The organism is Acinetobacter sp. SwsAc4 (assembly GCF_013391535.1).
Lineage (GTDB): Bacteria > Pseudomonadota > Gammaproteobacteria > Pseudomonadales > Moraxellaceae > Acinetobacter.
This window is the reverse complement of record NZ_JACAXC010000002.1, coordinates 96,126-113,638: the sequence shown is the minus strand read 5'-3', so window position 1 is coordinate 113,638 and position 17,513 is coordinate 96,126. Positions and strand designations below refer to the sequence as shown.

Annotated in this window: 15 protein-coding genes and 1 pseudogene; 3 read left to right on the top strand and 13 right to left on the bottom strand. The window is 42.1% G+C overall.

Going from position 1 to position 17,513, the window contains the following annotated elements:
- Nucleotides 1–16: 16 nt before the first annotated feature.
- The 4 genes and pseudogenes from HYG88_RS01880 to HYG88_RS01865 form a co-directional block, all read right to left on the bottom strand.
- Nucleotides 17–304: pseudogene (locus HYG88_RS01880) on the bottom strand (hypothetical protein).
- Between the two features lie 136 nt (nucleotides 305–440).
- Complete coding sequence (locus HYG88_RS01875) at nucleotides 441–2,396, bottom strand: 2-oxo acid dehydrogenase subunit E2 (protein WP_005156849.1); 1,956 nt, start codon at nucleotides 2,394–2,396, stop codon at nucleotides 441–443.
- Between the two features lie 2 nt (nucleotides 2,397–2,398).
- On the bottom strand, nucleotides 2,399–5,122 hold the full coding sequence (gene aceE, locus HYG88_RS01870) for a pyruvate dehydrogenase (acetyl-transferring), homodimeric type (RefSeq protein WP_178882469.1): 2,724 nt from the start codon (nucleotides 5,120–5,122) through the stop codon (nucleotides 2,399–2,401).
- A gap of 205 nt (nucleotides 5,123–5,327) precedes the next feature.
- Nucleotides 5,328–6,032, bottom strand: a complete 705-nt coding sequence (locus HYG88_RS01865; protein WP_178882468.1) for a M23 family metallopeptidase — start codon at nucleotides 6,030–6,032, stop codon at nucleotides 5,328–5,330.
- 107 nt (nucleotides 6,033–6,139) lie between these two features.
- Here HYG88_RS01865 and HYG88_RS01860 point away from each other — a divergent pair, with 107 nt between their 5' ends.
- On the top strand, nucleotides 6,140–6,580 hold the full coding sequence (locus HYG88_RS01860) for a hypothetical protein (protein WP_005156852.1): 441 nt from the start codon (nucleotides 6,140–6,142) through the stop codon (nucleotides 6,578–6,580).
- A 98-nt stretch (nucleotides 6,581–6,678) separates the two neighbouring features.
- Here HYG88_RS01860 and lpxC read toward each other — a convergent pair whose 3' ends face one another.
- From lpxC to HYG88_RS01815, 9 genes are all read right to left on the bottom strand, one after another.
- The gene (lpxC, locus tag HYG88_RS01855; RefSeq protein ID WP_005156853.1) at nucleotides 6,679–7,581 is read right to left on the bottom strand and encodes a UDP-3-O-acyl-N-acetylglucosamine deacetylase; all 903 of its coding nucleotides are present in this window, start codon (nucleotides 7,579–7,581) and stop codon (nucleotides 6,679–6,681) included.
- A gap of 111 nt (nucleotides 7,582–7,692) precedes the next feature.
- Nucleotides 7,693–8,874 (bottom strand): cell division protein FtsZ, encoded by a 1,182-nt coding sequence (gene ftsZ / locus HYG88_RS01850; protein ID WP_005156855.1) that lies wholly within the window; start codon nucleotides 8,872–8,874, stop codon nucleotides 7,693–7,695.
- A 166-nt stretch (nucleotides 8,875–9,040) separates the two neighbouring features.
- On the bottom strand, nucleotides 9,041–10,303 hold the full coding sequence (ftsA, locus tag HYG88_RS01845) for a cell division protein FtsA (RefSeq protein WP_087543588.1): 1,263 nt from the start codon (nucleotides 10,301–10,303) through the stop codon (nucleotides 9,041–9,043).
- Between the two features lie 65 nt (nucleotides 10,304–10,368).
- Complete coding sequence (locus HYG88_RS01840) at nucleotides 10,369–11,226, bottom strand: cell division protein FtsQ/DivIB (protein WP_178882467.1); 858 nt, start codon at nucleotides 11,224–11,226, stop codon at nucleotides 10,369–10,371.
- A gap of 6 nt (nucleotides 11,227–11,232) precedes the next feature.
- Nucleotides 11,233–12,159 carry a D-alanine--D-alanine ligase gene (locus HYG88_RS01835; RefSeq protein ID WP_178882466.1) on the bottom strand — a complete coding sequence of 309 codons (927 nt, stop codon included), beginning with the start codon at nucleotides 12,157–12,159 and terminating at the stop codon, nucleotides 11,233–11,235.
- A 46-nt stretch (nucleotides 12,160–12,205) separates the two neighbouring features.
- Nucleotides 12,206–13,651, bottom strand: a complete 1,446-nt coding sequence (murC, locus tag HYG88_RS01830) for a UDP-N-acetylmuramate--L-alanine ligase (RefSeq protein WP_178882465.1) — start codon at nucleotides 13,649–13,651, stop codon at nucleotides 12,206–12,208.
- Nucleotides 13,652–13,664: 13 nt separating this feature from the next.
- Nucleotides 13,665–14,762: an undecaprenyldiphospho-muramoylpentapeptide beta-N-acetylglucosaminyltransferase gene (murG, locus tag HYG88_RS01825; protein ID WP_178882464.1), complete on the bottom strand. Its 1,098-nt coding sequence runs from the start codon at nucleotides 14,760–14,762 to the stop codon at nucleotides 13,665–13,667.
- A 226-nt stretch (nucleotides 14,763–14,988) separates the two neighbouring features.
- On the bottom strand, nucleotides 14,989–15,933 hold the full coding sequence (gene gshB, locus HYG88_RS01820) for a glutathione synthase (RefSeq protein WP_087537057.1): 945 nt from the start codon (nucleotides 15,931–15,933) through the stop codon (nucleotides 14,989–14,991).
- A gap of 222 nt (nucleotides 15,934–16,155) precedes the next feature.
- Nucleotides 16,156–16,638: a glutathione peroxidase gene (locus HYG88_RS01815; RefSeq protein ID WP_005156879.1), complete on the bottom strand. Its 483-nt coding sequence runs from the start codon at nucleotides 16,636–16,638 to the stop codon at nucleotides 16,156–16,158.
- A 179-nt stretch (nucleotides 16,639–16,817) separates the two neighbouring features.
- Between HYG88_RS01815 and HYG88_RS01810 the strand changes: the two genes are divergently transcribed.
- Both HYG88_RS01810 and HYG88_RS01805 read left to right on the top strand, forming a co-directional pair.
- Nucleotides 16,818–17,270, top strand: coding sequence for a MarR family winged helix-turn-helix transcriptional regulator (locus tag HYG88_RS01810; RefSeq protein WP_005156881.1), 453 nt, complete (start codon nucleotides 16,818–16,820; stop codon nucleotides 17,268–17,270).
- On the top strand, nucleotides 17,271–17,468 hold the full coding sequence (locus HYG88_RS01805; RefSeq protein ID WP_005156883.1) for a DUF3565 domain-containing protein: 198 nt from the start codon (nucleotides 17,271–17,273) through the stop codon (nucleotides 17,466–17,468).
- Nucleotides 17,469–17,513 lie beyond the last annotated feature (45 nt).

The following is a 17,513-nucleotide window of genomic DNA, read 5'->3' as shown; positions in this document are numbered from 1 at the left end:
TAAATTTTTTAAATCACTACGCCCAAAATTTTTGGTAACCCCAAATTAGCAAACGGGCAATCCCCAATAACAAAGCTAAATTCACACTCAAGCCAAAAAAACCAAAAATCCCCCAACCACTTGCACCGCCAACATTTTGAGCTTGATATTCCATGCTAACCACAATTGTTGCAGCTAACACTTCCAAACCCATGACGATGTACATCACCCAATCTGATGCAAAATGTAGAAAATTGACCTACAAGCCCATTAATACAAAAATAATCAGTAATATCGGTAATACAACTCGATAAATGATTAACATCCTTGCTCCTTATTCCGAATAAATACTTCTTTCAACTATATTAATTTTAGACAAAAGCTTGCACAAATAAAGTCGATTTTTTAATGCTATAAAATAGAAAACCTCGCATATGCGAGGTTTCCATCGTTAAAAAGTACTAGAGCAATAGGCTACGAATATCTTTTAAAAGCTTGGTCAACTTATTGGTAAAACGTGCTGCGTCAGCACCATTAATCACACGGTGGTCATAAGACAATGACAACGGCAACATTAAGCGCGGATCAAAGTCTTTACCATTCCACACAGGTTGCATGGTTGCAGGGGATATACCTAAAATCGCGATTTGCGGCCAATTGACCAACGGCGTAAATGCAGTACCACCAATACTGCCTAAGCTGGTAATGGTAAAATTGGCACCTTGTAGATCTTTCGGTGACAATTTACGATCACGGGCTTTTTGGCTGAGTTCAGCCAATTCTGCTGCAATTTGCTTAATTGATTTTTGATCAGGATTACGTAATACAGGCACTGTTAAACCATCTGGGGTTGCAACCGCAATACCCATATGAATTTCGTTACGCAATAATACTGACTTCTGATCATCAGCCAAATGCCCCGCAAAATACGGCTCTTCTTTTAACAAGTGCGCAACCGCTTTGGCAATAAAGGCCAAGATGGTTAAGCTCAAGCCTTGTTTTTTAAAGCCATCTTTCAGTTCGCCACGCCATGCTTCAAGCTCGGTAATATCCGCCAAGTCAAACTGCGTCACTTGCGGAATAAAGTTATTCAATGACAGCTGTGGCACAGACACTTGCTGTAAACGCGTCATCGCTTTCACTTCACCGCCACCAAATGAACTAAAGTCTGGTAACTTCGGCAAGCCTGAAGCCACTGGAGCGGCTTGCGTTGCAGCAGTCGGTTGTGGTGCGGTCAGACGTGTTTTCACATAAGCAAAGACATCGTCCTTCATCACACGACCGTGCTCACCTGATGCTTTGACCTGCCCAAGAACAACACCTAACTCACGTGCCAGTTTACGCACGGCTGGACCCGCATACACCTTGGCATTGTCAGCTTCTTGCGCTTTGGTCAGTTTCTCAGCTTGTGCAGGCGCACTTGGGGCTGCTGTCGCTGCCGCCTGTGGTTTTGCTGGTACTACTTGAGTCGCAGGCGTAGCGGTTGGTTGAGCTTTTGGTGCAGTGGTCGAGCCACTCACTTCAATCGTTGCTAATGCCATGCCTTGACGAACTTCTTGATTCGCAGACACATGGATTGCTTTCACAATCCCTGCAACCGAGCTTGGTACTTCAACCGATGCCTTATCTGATTCAACCACGCATAGGCTTTGTTGAGCTTCAACACGATCACCAACATTGACCAAAATTTCTGAAACAAGAGCTTTTTCTACACCTAGATCAGGTATTTCAATTTCAACATGACCCGTTGAGCTATTCGTTGCAACTGGTACCTCAGTCGTTGCGACTGGCGCTTCTGTTTGAGTTGGAGTTGCTTGTGGTTCTGGTGCAGCAGCCAAACTTGCAGTCTTGACCTGAATCAAGACCACACCTTCCTTAATGCTATCGCCTTCTTTAATCTGGATCGCTTCCACAATCCCCGCAACCGAGCTTGGGACTTCTACAGTCGCTTTGTCCGATTCAACCACCACAATACTTTGTTCAGGTTCAATCTGATCACCCACTTTGACCAATACTTCTGCAACCAGCGCTTTTTCCACACCGATATCGGGAACTTTTACATCCACAATCTGGCTTGCTGTCTCTGTTGGAGCAGCAACTGGTTGTGCTTTTGTTTCAGCTTCGACAGGTTTTACTTCTGCTTTTGGCGCTTCTGACTTCGGTGCATCGTTTGCAGGTGCTTCAGCGGCAGACTCAGACTCTAACTCAATCAATGCGATGCCTTCAGTCACTTCATCGCCCTGTTGAACCAGAATACTTTTAATGATCCCTGCCGCAGTGCTTGGTACTTCTACCGTTGCTTTATCTGACTCTAAAACTAGAAGGCTATCGTCAACTGCAACATGATCGCCGACTTTGACCAAGATTTCTGCAACAAGTGCTTTATCTACGCCAATATCAGGTGCTTGGATTTGCATAATTATTTCCCCTCACCTGTTTGTGTTTCATTGTATTCAGCAACTGCCTGGACTTCTGGATGCGCTTGTGGCGCCCATGCCACTGGACGATCCGTATCTAATTCAAAATTAGAAATTGCATCTTTCACTAAACGTGCATCTACCTCACCTTCGTCCGCTAATTTTTTCAAAGTCGCAACCACGATATGTGCAGCATCAACACCAAAGAAACTACGTAAGTTGGCACGTGTATCTGAACGGCCGTAACCATCTGTACCTAATGCAACAAATGGACGACCATCTGGTAAATATGCACGGATTTGTTCACTGTACGCACGCATATGGTCTGTCGCAGAAACAACAATACCTTCAGTACCACGTAACTGTTTAGATACCCAAGATTCTTTCACTTCTTCAGCAAGCGCAAGCGGGTGTAAGCGGTTATATTCTTCACATGCCATCCCATCACGTGACAACTCATTGAAGCTGGTTACACTCCAAACGTTTGAATGGATTTGGTATTCATCAAGTAAGATTTTCGCAGCTTTGATCACCTCACGAAGAATGACACCTGAACCCAATAATTGAACTGTTGCTTTTTCATCTTTTTCGAACAAGTACATACCACGTTTAATGCCTTCCTCAGCGCCTTCTGGCATTGCAGGATGCTCGTAGTTTTCGTTCATTACGGTTAAGTAATAGAACACTCGCTCTTGGTTCACATACATGCGTTGTAAACCATCGTGTACGATCACAGCCAATTCATAACCAAAACATGGATCATAAGATACACAGTTTGGAATGGTGTTCGCCAAGATATGTGAATGACCATCTTGGTGCTGTAAACCTTCACCATTCAATGTGGTACGGCCAGCAGTCGCACCAAGTAAGAAACCTTGTGCCTGCGCATCACCCGCAGCCCATGCAATATCCCCAATACGTTGGAAACCAAACATTGAGTAGTACATGTACATTGGAATCATCGGCAAGTTATTGGTTGAATAACTGGTTGCCAATGCAGCCCACGCACTCATCGCACCTGCTTCGTTAATCCCCTCTTGCAGCATGTGACCGTCACTTGCTTCACGATAATGCATCAACTGTTCTTGATCTTCAGGCGTATATTTTTGACCATGCGCAGCATAAATACCGAGCTGACGGAACATCCCTTCTAAACCGAAAGTACGTGCTTCGTCTGGAACGATTGGAACGACACGGTCTTTAATTGCTTTTTCTTTCAATAATGCAGCAATTAAACGAACCATCAGCATCGTGGTCGATTGCTCTTTACCGCCAGAGCCATTTAATACAGCATCAAATACTGATAATTCAGGAATCGCTAAAGTTTCACTCTCTTTACGACGTGCAGGTAGATAACCGCCTAACGCTTCACGACGCGCCTTCATATATTTCAATTCAGGCGAGTTTTCGCTTGGACGATAGAAAGGTACTTCTTCTAATTGCTCATCGTTAAATGGCAAATTGAAGCGATCACGTACATATTTTAAAGAGTCGATTTGCATCTTTTTGATTTGATGCGTTTTGTTTACTGCTTCAATTTCATCAGACAAGCCATAACCTTTAACAGTTTTCGCTAAGATTACAGTTGGTTGACCTTTGGCTGTACATGCTTCTGCATAGGCTGCAAAAACTTTGTAAGGGTCATGACCACCACGATTTAGATTATCAATATCTTCATCGCTTAGGTCTTTAATCAACTCAGCCGCTTCTGGGTATTTACCAAAGAATTTTTCGCGTGCATATGCACCGCCCTTCACTTGTAAGCGTTGGTATTCGCCATCCAGTGTTTCTTCCATAACCGCTTTTAAAGCACCAGTGCTGTCTTTAGCCAGTAGTGGATCCCAATGACGGCCCCACACCACTTTAATCACACGCCATCCCGCACCACGGAATAAAGATTCTAATTCTTGAATAATTTTACCGTTACCACGTACAGGACCATCGAGACGCTGTAAGTTACAGTTCACCACCCAAATCAGGTTATCCAGCTTTTCACGACCAGCAAGTGAAATTGCACCCGTACTTTCTGGCTCATCCATCTCACCATCGCCCAGATATGCCCAGACTTTACGATTTTCTTCTTTGATCAAACCACGATTCATCAAGTACTTTTGAATGTGTGCTTGGTAAATCGACATAATTGGACCCAAACCCATGGATACAGTTGGGAATTGCCAATAGTCCGGCATTAAATACGGATGTGGATAACTCGGAAGACCATTACCACCCACTTCACGGCGGAAATTATTGAGCTGATCTTCGGTTAAACGCCCTTCCAAAAATGAACGTGCGTAAATACCAGGGGCACAGTGTCCTTGGTAATAAATCATGTCACCGCCGAAATTGTCCGAGGCAGCACGAAAGAAATGGTTAAAGCCCACATCGTACAAAGTGGCGGAAGATGCGAAGCTGGCAAGATGCCCACCAAGATCATCGCCTGTTTTATTGGCACGTAATACCATCGCCAAGGCATTCCAACGAATCAAAGCACGAATACGACGCTCCATATCTTGGTCGCCTGGCATCGCTGGTTGTTCTTCAACAGAAATCGTATTGAGATAAGGTGTATTTAAGCGTTGGATCGGAACATGTTTTGCAATAGCCTGTTGATAAAGTTTTTCTAATAAGAATGCGGCGCGTTCCGTGCCCATATGTTGTAATACTGAATCAAATGCTTCTTGCCATTCCTGGGTTTCCTGCGCGTCTGAGTCGCCATAAAACGCCATACAATTCACCTTTTCCCTTAAGTTATTTTGACCTTATATATTTATCATGTTTTGGTGCTATGGAGGTATCGCCCCAAATGAATACAAATTCCCTTAATATTTTCTTGCTAAATAGTCATTGACTCAAATGAAACAAAAAACATAAAAAAACGCCAATTAAGGCGCTTTCTTTTTAAATTTAATATACAACTGTTAACAAATTAGCTTAAGGCAACATGGCAAGATAAGTTGTTGGATTTTTACGTTGACCATTTTTGACAACTTCAAAATGCAAATGTGGTCCTGTACAACGTCCAGTACAGCCTACATTGGCAATATGTTCGCCTGCACTAACGCGATCACCCGCATTCACCATTAAGCGTGAGGCGTGAGCATAACGAGTGATATAACCGTTGCCATGATCGATTTCAACATATTGACCATAACCTGACCCCCAACCTGATTTGGTTACAACACCAGAACCTGTTGAATAAATAGGTGTACCTGATGGTGCCGCTAAATCAACACCCGAATGATGACGTGTCGTTCCTAATAAGGTGCGGTTACCCCATGTTGAACTTACCCGCCCTTCTTGAAGTGGGTGATTAACTAACCACGAATAACCTGTATTTGCTGAAAAAGATGGTGCATTATCTTCGGCAGTCGATGAAATCGCTGAACGACCATATTTTCTTTCGATCGTAGCATTATTCAATTCAATGGTTTTTTCGCGCAATTTAACTGATACATTCGATACGGCAGGCAAATCAATATCATCAGGATGGCTATAAGAACCTTGTGCTAAGGTTTTAGATAATTGCTCTATGCGGTCACCATCTGTTGCTTGACCAATATTTTGATAATCTGCAAAAGCAACCGAAGCGGCTGAAGCAGCGAGTGAGAATGCAAGTAAAATACGACGCATATGCATAAAAAAACCTCTTGAAACAGTCCTTAAATAGTTCCTTTATCATCTCTTCCTTGATAACAGTTAAAATGAACGCTTAAGATGAGCCGATAACCTCGAAGGAAGTTAACATGTCTGAACCTAGCAACGTTTTTCAACAGAAAGGACAACACATAAAAACTGGAAACTTAACGTTTCTGACTACGCAAGTGACTCGATGGAAACAACTTACGAAAATTATTCAACCTATACTGCCCCAACCAGAGCAATGGCAGGTTGTTTGTTATCAACATGGCGTTCTGATCATAACTGGTGAAAATCAAGCGATGATTAGTCAACTCAGCTATTTACAAAGCAACTATGTTGCGCAGTTAGCTCAATTAGAAGGACTCAAAGACTTACGAAAAATCCAAGTTCGCCTAAGAAACAAAATGAATGTTCCTCGTGAACCTTCTCCCCCATCTAAAACACTTTCTTCAGAAACCCAAGAGCAGTTACGCAGCGCCGCTGAATATGTGAGCGACCCTAAGCTTAGCCAAGCTTTACTACGTTTGGCAAGCAATAAAAAGTAAACTACTTATCTTAGGTATTGAAATATACACTTATTTTATGTGAACTAAATCTCAACTTTTATTGTTATAATATAACATAACCAATAAAAGACAATGACTTATATCACACTCACATAAGAAATTGGACAATCATTATCGTTATTAAATGTTACAATTTCATAACTGCTCGGATCATTTTGAACATTGCGTAACAGCTGATTATTGAGTGCATGCCCTGATTTATAGCCATCAAACTTAGCAATTACCTGATGACCCAATAAATATAAATCACCAACAGCATCTAAAATCTTATGACGCACGAACTCATCAGCAAAGCGTAATCCCTCTTCATTGACCACACCTGTATCATCAACACCAATCGCGTTCTCTAAACTCGCCCCTAAAGCCAGATTATTCGCCTTTAAATAATCAAGATCTTTCATAAAGCCAAAAGTTCGCGCTTCACTGACTTCGTATACAAAAGTTTCCGTTGAAAAATCAATCGACACGGATTGGTATTCTTTAGCAAATGCGGGATGATCAAAATCAATCGTAAAATTGAGTTGAAAACCTGAATGCGGGGTGAAAATAGCACGCTTATCTTCAATAAGTGCTTCAACAGGTTTTAGAATTCTAATAAATTTCTTTGGTGCATCTTGCTCTGCTAACTCACCTTGCATGAGTAAATAGATAAATGGACCTGCACTGCCATCCATAATAGGTACTTCAGAAGCAGAGACCTCGATGATTAAATTATCAATGCCTAATCCCGCTATAGCACTCATCACATGCTCAATCGTACCGACTTTTATATCTTCTCGCACAAGATTGGAACACATAAATGCTTCTTGAATGAGTAAAGCATTCGCAGGAATTTCTACAGGAGGATTGAGGTCAATACGGCGAAAGATAATACCTCCATCAATATGGTGAGGAACAAAATTAATCAGCACCTTTTGACCACTATGCAGACCAATACCGCTCGCTTTCACCACACGCTTGAGAGTACGTTGTTTCACCATACCATGACAACTTCATTTGCAAAAACCGATATAACTTAGCATATTTTGCCATTTTAAAAAAATAAAAAAGGGAGCAATTACTTACCCCCTTTCTCTAAACATATGATTTTATTATTTACGCTGCTGATTTTTCAGATAGTCTTGAATACTCATTGGCGATGAACGTGGTGTAGAACTTGGCGCTGCTGTAGCAGGTGCGTCTACATTTGCACGTTTACTGATCGCCGGAACATCATCTTCATCTACAGGTTGTTGGGTTTTAGCGATTGTTGTTGGCGTATGAGTTACTGTACGTTTTTTGGGTTCGGTATCATTGGCATTACGTGTCAAACCTGTTGCAATTACAGTCACACGCAGCTCATCACGCGAATCTGGGTCAAATACCGTACCATAGAAAATTTCACCTTCATCCAAATCAACAATCTGGTTGACCACTTCTGAAATAATGTCAATTTCGCGTCCAGTAATATCTTCGCCACCTGTGATATTCACCAATGCACCTTTTGCATTAGTGAGATTCACATTATCAAGCAACGGGCTACGGATAGCCTGTTCAGCCGCCTGACGAGCACGATCTTCACCACGTCCTGTACCCGATCCCATCATTGCGTAACCGCGAGTACTCATAGCTGTTTTCAGATCAGCGAAGTCGAGATTCATATGACCATGGTTCACTACAAGATCAAAAATACTCCGTACCGCATTAAGTAATACATCATCTGCCTTTTTATAAGCATCTTTCATTGAAATATCTCCATAAACGCTGAGTAAGCGTTGGTTTGGAATAATAATCAATGAATCAACATGCTCTTCTAAAGCTTCAATACCTTTTTCTGCTAACTTTTGGCGGCGGCGACCTTCAAAATTAAACGGGGTTGTTACCACACCCACGGTCAAGATGCCCATTTCTTTGGCGACCTCTGCAACCACTGGAGCGGCACCTGTACCAGTACCACCACCCATACCCGCGGTGACAAAGACCATATCTGTGCCTTCAAGGTGCTGGCGAATCACTTCACGACTCTCTTCACCAGAAATTTGCCCCATCTCTGGTTTACCACCACAACCTAAACCACGCGTACTTTGTTCACCAATCTGAATTTTAAAAGGCGCATTCATGCTATCGAGTGCCTGTTTATCAGTATTGGCACAAATAAATTTTACACCTTGGATATCTGATTGCACCATATGTTGGACGGCATTACCACCACCACCACCGACACCAAATACTGTGAAACGGGCTTGACCGTTGCCATCGTCTAGTTCATCTTCTACCAATTCAAATGAGGTCATGACCTTTAGATTTCCTAATATATAAAATGGCAGTCACTTCAGCCCGTTACTGCCCTGATTTTTAAAACAACCGATGTTAAGATGCTGTTCAATAATAGCTAGCTTGTCAAGTACAACGGCTCACTATTACAACTTCCTAACAAATTTTCCCCAAAATACGTACAACTTAAAATATGGCTTTTAATTTGCTATTTAATGCATTCCAACCATTGGTCACTCGATCCATAAAACTTCGATCATTCGATTCTTCTGGTTCTTCTACTGCATCCTGCAAATCACTTTGGCTAAACATCAATAATCCTGACGCTGTCGCATACATCGAACGACGTAATGCAGCAAGATGTTGGTCTTCAGCGTAGACCTGTAAAGGTGGATTACCTAAATGTGCAGATACTCCAAGCATACGACGTGCCAAATTCACCATACCTTCAATTTGACAAGCATCACCTGTGAGTACTACACCATGATATAAACCATATATTGCCCCACTATGCTCTAACTCTTCACGAATTAATGTAAAGATTTCTTCATAACGCGCAATAATAATTTCTGCAAGCTCAATACGACTAATGGTCTGCTGTCCATCAATCGCTTGCACTTGAATCATATGGTCAGGTTTCACTACACTGAGATCAACACAACCATGTAAAATTTTAATACGTTCAGCTTCTTCAGTGGTCGTTTGTAAAACCGCTGCAATATCGCGGGTCACATTTTCACCACCACGTTGCAAGGTACGTACTAATGCTAAACGACCATCTAAATATACTGCGATATTGGTAATCCCTGCACCAATATCAACTAAGCATACGCCATATTCTTTTTCATCTTTGAGCAAACTAGCTTCAGCCGTAGCTAAACTAGATACCACCATTTTCTCTACCCCGATATTGGCCCCTTTCATGGCACGATCAAGGTTTTGCATGGTATTAATCGGCATCATCATCAATTGATAATGCCCAGTCATGCTATGAGCCGACATATTGACTGGGTTCTGCACCCATTCAGCCGAATCGCCCAACTCGAAGCCTAATGGAACAGCACTTGCAAAATAATAATCTGGCGATACATGGCTCGCTTTGGCTAACTCTAATGCTCTAACCACTTCATTTGTCGTAATAATATGATCATGATTAGCTACTGGTGTACGGCCTGATGCGTAAAAACTTTGCAATTCAGTACTTGGAATTGACACCCATGCGCTATGGATACGACACTCCGCCATATCTTCGGCTTCAGAGACTGCATTTTTAATCGCAGCAATCACCTTATCCAAGCTCACAATTTTGCCTTTAACCATGCCTCGGTTGCGAGCAGTTGCCATGCCAATCACTTGGATCTTATCCGGTGCATGGACCTTACCAATCAAAACTGAGACTTTATGCGTCCCAATATCAATCGCAACAACTGAGGAAACAGCTTCACTCATTACTTCATTACCATATCTTTTGTTGTTTAGTACGGGCAAACTGCCTGTTATTTTCAAGCCACGTATTATGGCTTTGCCTCAATTGCCCCTGCAAGGCTTGTGTCATCAATCGTTACAACTAACTGACCATTGACAATCTTTGGCGGGATTGCGTTTTTCCATTGAATAGCAAGGCCATTTCGATAACGCAAATCAATTGCTGAGATTTTCGACCATACAGGTTTGAGATCCGTTTGTGCCAAATGGCTTAAGCGTTGAAGCTTATTCATGGTTTGATCTTGATCAACAATAATCCGTAGACCTGAATCAAACTGCATAAACCACGTCATTCGCTCTGTTAAATACAATTCTTTTAATCTTAAATTCGCTGGATGAAACAGTTGATTAATTTCATTATAGCGACGCATCATCATTTTGGATTGGCTGACTGGCCCATGTAAAAGTGGCAAGTTTGGATGTACTTTTAATACAGCTTCACTAAAGACATCACCATTGTCACTGAGCAAACGCCCTGTTCCCCAACGCGCAATTGCGTGACGCGGCATAACTCTTACACGAATCCCATTCGGCCAAGCTCGTGATACCACGACACGGTCAACCCATGAGACCTTTAACGCCTGGTCCCGAATCTGCTCTAAATCGGAAGTGAAATAGTTATCTTTGATCATTGGACTTAGATATTGTACTAACTGCTGATTTTCAATATCCGAGTTAGTCCCAACCACCTGTAATTGTGCGACTTTTGCATCAGTCATCACTTTATATAAGCCATATAGACCAATTGCCAATACAATAAAAGCAATGATCAACAACGCCCAGCCACCCGCATTCACCATTTTTTGTTTCTGTGAAGGCGGTTTCTCATGAATCGAGCTAATGGCTGGCCGTGTTTTACGGCGCATAGAAGCAGGGAGTTGAGCCATATATCATTAAGCCGATTGGGTTAAAGTTTGCTCTAAAATTGCAACACAGAGCTGATCGAAACTATAACCTACGGCTTGAGCTGCTTTAGGCACTAAAGAATGACTGGTCATTCCCGGTACGGTATTGACTTCTAACAACCAGAAATTGCCCTGCTCATCCTGCATTGCATCAATACGACCCCAACCTTCCGCACCGACTGCTTGAAAAGCACGTAGACACAATGCTTGTAAGCTTTTCTCTTCATCTTCGCTTAAACCACAAGGAATGCCATATTCCACATCATTGCGTTGATACTTTGCCTCATAGTCATAGAAAGCAACGTCTGCGGGTGGCTGTAAACGAATCACAGGCAACGGCTGACCATTCAAGAATGAAATGGTGAATTCACGACCCGTAATCCACTTTTCAGCCATTACCACAGCATCATGCTGTGTCGCTTTTTCAATTGCAGCCGCAAAATCTTCTGCTTTCTCAACCTTGCTCATCCCGACACTCGAACCTTCGTGCACAGGTTTGATAATCACAGGCAAACCCAGATCTGCAATGACTGCATCCAGATCTGAGTCTTTCGTAATGATGCGGTATGGTGCGGTTGGTAAATCACTACCCTGCCAAATTTGTTTGGTTTTGATTTTGTCCATCCCAATCGCAGAACCCTGCACACCCGTACCTGTGTATGGAAGGTTTAACCACTCCAACACACCTTGGATCTGACCATCTTCACCACCACGACCATGCAATACGATAAAAGCACGATCATAACCGACCAACTCAGTCACGCTTCGCTCTTGTGGATCAAATGCTTCTGCTTGCACACCTGAGCGCAACAAAGCCTCTAAAACGGCTTGACCACTATCCAATGACACAGCACGTTCAGCTGACTTCCCACCAAACAACACAGCAACTTTGCCGAATTTTGCAGCATTTGACACGTTTATATCCTTAAAACTGTAAAACTTTTATATTCACGAAAATAAATTATTTGGCATACAAACGATGCTGAGCCAATTCTACCGAAATTGCGCCCACGTTACCCGCGCCTTGTGTTAATAACAAGTCATTCGCTTGTAACACTTTTTGTAAAACATGCGGCAAATTGCCATCAACTGGATCAACTAGAATCGGTTCAACTTGACCACGTAGACGAATACTCCGTGCCAAAGCTCGACTATCCGCCCCCACAATCGGTTTTTCACCCGCTGGATAGACTTCCAGTAATAACAGTTGATCCACTTGTGATAACACATCGACAAAATCATCAAAACAATCACGAGTACGACTAAAACGGTGTGGTTGAAACAACATCACCAAACGACGGTCTGGATGGCTGGCACGCGCTGCTTTAATGGTGGCTTCTACCTCTTTCGGATGGTGACCATAGTCATCCACCAATTTCACCAAGCCTTCGCCCACTGCAAATTCACCTTGAACTTGGAAGCGACGACCCACTCCACTGAAGCCTTCTAAAGCACGGCAAATCGCACCATCAGAAACACCTTCATCAGTTGCCACACCAATCGCAGCCAATGCATTCAAGACATTATGCAAACCTGGCTGATTGATGGTGACACGTAATGGCTCACGATCTTTACGTAGTACAGTAAAGTGCGATTGCATACCTTCTTGTAACACATCCACAGCACGAATATCGTTATCTTCACCAAAACCATAGGTCAACGTTGGACGACCAATACGAGGAAGAATTTCACGGATATTGGCATCATCACCACAAACGACTGCCAAACCATAGAATGGTAAATTATGTAAGAACTGAATAAAGGTATCTTTTAACTTATCAAAGCTACCTTCATAGGTGTCCATATGATCTGCATCAATATTGGTCACGATCGCAGCCATCGGTTGCAAATACAAGAAAGATGCATCTGACTCATCAGCTTCTGCTACGATAAAACGGCTTTCACCCAGTGCGGCATTGACACCTGTGCTATTCAGCAAACCACCAATCACGTAAGTTGGATCTAGATTTTCTTCTGCCAGCATCGTTGTTAATAAACTGGTAGTTGTGGTTTTACCATGCGTTCCAGCGACTGCAATACCATGACGATAACGCATCAACTCACCCAGCATTTCGGCGCGGCGTACAATCGGTGTGCGTTGTTCAATCGCGGCTTTAATTTCTGGATTTTCAGGATCAATCGCAGTTGATACCACGAGCACATTGGCATTTTTAATATTTTCAGCCGAATGCCCAATATAAACTTTAATACCATTGCTTTCGAGTTGCGCTATGGTCTTTGAGGCTTTGATGTCTGAACCAGAAATTTTATAACCTTGATTGGCCAATACCTCGGCGATACCACACATCCCCGCACCACCAATCCCAACAAAGTGGATATGTTTAATACGGCGCATTTCTGGCACTTTGATGAGCTTTTTGGCTTGGTTTGGATTTGTTGGAGACATAAATAAACTCGAATTACAATTTTTTAATCAGATCAACCACATGCTGAGTTGCATTCGGTTGTGCTTGTTGACGTGCTTTAATTGCCATTTCAGACAGTAGTTGGCGATTTAATAATGTGGCTAACAACTCATCTAAAACAGCCGGTGTCATGTCTGCTTGTTGACAAATTTTCGCAGCGCCGACATTTGCTAAAAATTTCGCATTTGCAGTTTGATGATCGTCTACGGCAATCGGCAAAGGTACAAACACTGCGGCTAAACCTGCTGTTGCAACCTCTGTCACCGTCAAAGCACCAGCACGGCAAATAATTAAATCAGCGTCACTGTAGGCTTTTGCCATATCATGAATAAAGGGCTCAACTTGAATATTCAAACTCGAAGGCGCGCCTTGGTAACGCACACGCGTAATCTCTTGCTGATTTTGGCCACATTGATGAAACACATTCAATGGAACATTGACCTTTTTCAGAGCTTCAGGCAAACGCTCATTCAGTGCTTGTGCACCCAGTGAACCACCAACAATCAGAATATTCAGTGGTAATTGTGCTTGCTCACGGGTTTGATAACGCCATGATGGGTTCAAAATTGCAGTAATCTCAGCACGTACAGGATTACCTGTGGTCACGACTTTATCACTGTTTGCAAATGTATTTGGAAAAGCCTGACACACGGTCTTGGCAATACGCGCCAATTGGGTGTTGGTAAATCCTGCAATCGCATTCTGTTCATGGATTAACACAGGAATACCGAGTAAACGTGCTGCTAAACCACCTGGTCCAGCGACATAACCACCGAAACCCGCCACAGCATCAATGTTTAATTGCTTCATATAGCGCATCGCGCTTAATGTTGCTTTTAGAATTTTAAATGGCGCACTCAGCTTACGTAAAATACCATTACCGCGTACGCCTTGAATATCAATTTGATAAATCGGAATATTTTGATCTTTGAGTAACCGATTTTCCATTCCCGTAGGCGTTGCTAGCCAAGAGACTTGGCAGCCATCCTGTTGCAGTTGTTTGGCAACAGCAAGCGCAGGGAAAACATGTCCACCTGTGCCAGCGGCCATCATCATGACATGTTTAGGTTTATTCTGTAGCGAATTGGTCACGGTCTAATTCTTCAACTCAAAAGAAGGTTATCGTCTATTGTTTTCGGAAGTTATTCTAATCCTAAAGCTTCATTCACGAAAAGCGAATTTCACCTGTTTACAACAGAAAGCTGAGCTTTTTTTAATTCTTTGTTGAAAACAAGGTTCTACCAATATCCAAATGCCCATTTGCACATAAATTTAATCCAAATACAAACGGGCAGTTTGGTCAAAAAATGGCGTAATCTTAGCTGTTTCGCCCTGCTTCTAGCACATCAAATAAATTATCTGCAATCGAGGTACCAAACTGAGCATCAATCTCACGAATACAGGTTGGACTGGTGACATTTATTTCAGTCACATAATTACCAATCACATCAAGCCCCACAAAAACCAAACCTTTTTCACGTAAGAAAGGACCGACTTTTGCCGCAATCATTTTGTCATTTTCAGTGAGTGGACGTGCTTGACCTAGACCACCTGCCGCCAAATTACCTCGTACTTCACCATTTTGCGGAATACGCGCTAAACAATATGGAATCGGTTCACCATTCACCATCAAGATACGCTTATCACCTTCAACAATTTCAGGAATATAACGTTGTGCCATGATTGGACATGTGCCCATTTCGGTGAGCATTTCCAGAGTTGAACCAATATTTACCCCATCTTGGTATAAACGGAAAATCCCCATCCCACCCATACCATCCAAAGGTTTCACAATCACATCGCCATGTTCTTTGATGAATTCACGAATTAGGCTTTGTTGAGACGTCACCAAAGTCGGTACTTGTAACTCTGGGAATTGAGTTGCGAACAGCTTTTCATTACAGTCACGTAGCGATTGTGGTTTGTTAATAATCCACGCGCCTTCACGTTCAGCCTGTTCCAAAATATAAGTGGTATAGACAAAATTCATATCAAACGGTGGGTCTTTACGCATCAACACCACATCGTAATCCGCCAATGACTCTTTGCGCTTCTCACCCAACTCATAATAATGATCGTAATCTTCAAAGACTTTAAGCGGTGAAATCAAACCAAAGGCTTTACCCTGATCAATATATAAATCGTGTTGTAATACATAACCCAATTCATGACCGCGACGGCTTGCCGCCCATAACATTGCCATGGTTGAATCTTTCTTAAGATTCACCGTTTCAATTGGATCCATCACTACAAGTACACGCATAATTTAACGCTCATATTTTTAATCTTGGCAAAAGTATAGCGAAGTTTGTTGATGTTGTTTAAACAAGTTATGTAATTATTAAATCTAAAAAATTCTAATTTATTCAAATCACTAGATTCGATTTATTTAAATAGACGATTTTCTGAGTGATAAAAATTATAAAATTACTGGCAAATGATTTCATCGCCAGTAATTCGTGCAACATTCGCTTTCAGCGTCGAATTAAGCCAAAAGTTTTTGAATATCTTTGCCAATTTTTTCAGGTTTGGTCGTTGGAGAATAACGTTTAATCACTTCGCCATTTTGATTAATCAAAAACTTGGTGAAATTCCATTTGATGCTTTCACTACCTAAAATACCTTTGGCTTCTGAGGTGAGGTATTTATAAATCGGATGTGCATTTGAACCATTCACATCGACTTTGGCAAACATAGGAAATGACACACCATAGTTGCGTTGACAGAAGTTGCCAATTTCTTCATTGCTTGATGGGTCTTGGTTAGCAAACTGGTTACATGGAAAGCCTAAAATCACCAAACCTTGTTGTTGATAGTCTTGATATAGCTTCTCAAGTCCTTCAAATTGTGGGGTTAAGCCACATTGGCTTGCCGTGTTCACCACCAATAAAACCTTGCCTTGATAGTCTGCAAAGTTCTTTTGCTCGCCTTCTAAAAGTTCAGCCTGAAAATCATAAATTGTGGTCATACAACATCTCGCTCTGATTCAATCAATCTTATTTGCCCAATAGCTTTGTGTATTTGTTCAGCTATGCAAATTAATATTGCACACAATTATATTGTGCGCAAGTTAATTATGCGCAATATACTTTTGCGATTAATCAAACTATACTGTGAGTTCGCAAAGATAACGTTGAGGAGCAAAGCATGACTGAATTTTCTTACTTGGATAATCAAGTGTGTTTTGCAATGTATTCCGCGACCAATGCGATGATTCGTCAATATCGTCCATTGCTTCAGGAATACGACCTGACCTATCCGCAATTTATTGTGCTGTTGGCTTTATACGAAAAAGACAATGTGACGCTGTCTGAAATTGGTCAAAAGACCTTTTTTGATTCGGGCACGCTGACACCAATTATTAAAAAACTTGAAGAAAAACAGTTTTTAAAGCGCGTTGCAGTGAAAGAAGATGAGCGTATGAAAAAGGTGATCTTGCTTGAAAAAGCACTTGCTGCAAAAGATGAAATTACCTTAATTCCGTTTAAACTCGCCTGCTCTTTAGGTGTTGATCCGAATGATTTGGTGGCAATTCATAATCTATGTCATCGTTTTTTAAAGGGTTTGGAGGATTCTAAACTCGAAAGCATGAGTGAATAAATGCAGCAAGCTATTGTTGGATTTCACCTCGATGAAGAAAACCACTGGGTTGCTGACCTCGCCTGTGGTCATGGTCAGCATGTGCGCCATGACCCACCGTGGCAAAATCGCCCTTGGGTGTTGACTGAGCAAGGGCGTAAGGAAAAGTTAGGGGTGATGTTGGAATGCAAGACGTGTGAGGAGAAGCGATTCGCATAAGAGATTTTATGTTAAAAATAGGCAATATTTTAATGTGACAGAATT

What these genes read in the sequence shown, in the direction of transcription:
- HYG88_RS01875 (WP_005156849.1), bottom strand. Translation starts at nt 2,396, where the DNA reads ATGCAAATCCAAGCACCTGATATTGGCGTAGATAAAGCACTTGTTGCA.
- aceE (WP_178882469.1), bottom strand. Translation starts at nt 5,122, where the DNA reads ATGGCGTTTTATGGCGACTCAGACGCGCAGGAAACCCAGGAATGGCAA.
- HYG88_RS01865 (WP_178882468.1), bottom strand. Translation starts at nt 6,032, where the DNA reads ATGCATATGCGTCGTATTTTACTTGCATTCTCACTCGCTGCTTCAGCC.
- HYG88_RS01860 (WP_005156852.1), top strand. Translation starts at nt 6,140, where the DNA reads ATGTCTGAACCTAGCAACGTTTTTCAACAGAAAGGACAACACATAAAA.
- lpxC (WP_005156853.1), bottom strand. Translation starts at nt 7,581, where the DNA reads ATGGTGAAACAACGTACTCTCAAGCGTGTGGTGAAAGCGAGCGGTATT.
- ftsZ (WP_005156855.1), bottom strand. Translation starts at nt 8,874, where the DNA reads ATGACCTCATTTGAATTGGTAGAAGATGAACTAGACGATGGCAACGGT.
- ftsA (WP_087543588.1), bottom strand. Translation starts at nt 10,303, where the DNA reads ATGAGTGAAGCTGTTTCCTCAGTTGTTGCGATTGATATTGGGACGCAT.
- HYG88_RS01840 (WP_178882467.1), bottom strand. Translation starts at nt 11,226, where the DNA reads ATGGCTCAACTCCCTGCTTCTATGCGCCGTAAAACACGGCCAGCCATT.
- murC (WP_178882465.1), bottom strand. Translation starts at nt 13,651, where the DNA reads ATGTCTCCAACAAATCCAAACCAAGCCAAAAAGCTCATCAAAGTGCCA.
- gshB (WP_087537057.1), bottom strand. Translation starts at nt 15,933, where the DNA reads ATGCGTGTACTTGTAGTGATGGATCCAATTGAAACGGTGAATCTTAAG.
- HYG88_RS01815 (WP_005156879.1), bottom strand. Translation starts at nt 16,638, where the DNA reads ATGACCACAATTTATGATTTTCAGGCTGAACTTTTAGAAGGCGAGCAA.
- HYG88_RS01810 (WP_005156881.1), top strand. Translation starts at nt 16,818, where the DNA reads ATGACTGAATTTTCTTACTTGGATAATCAAGTGTGTTTTGCAATGTAT.
- HYG88_RS01805 (WP_005156883.1), top strand. Translation starts at nt 17,271, where the DNA reads ATGCAGCAAGCTATTGTTGGATTTCACCTCGATGAAGAAAACCACTGG.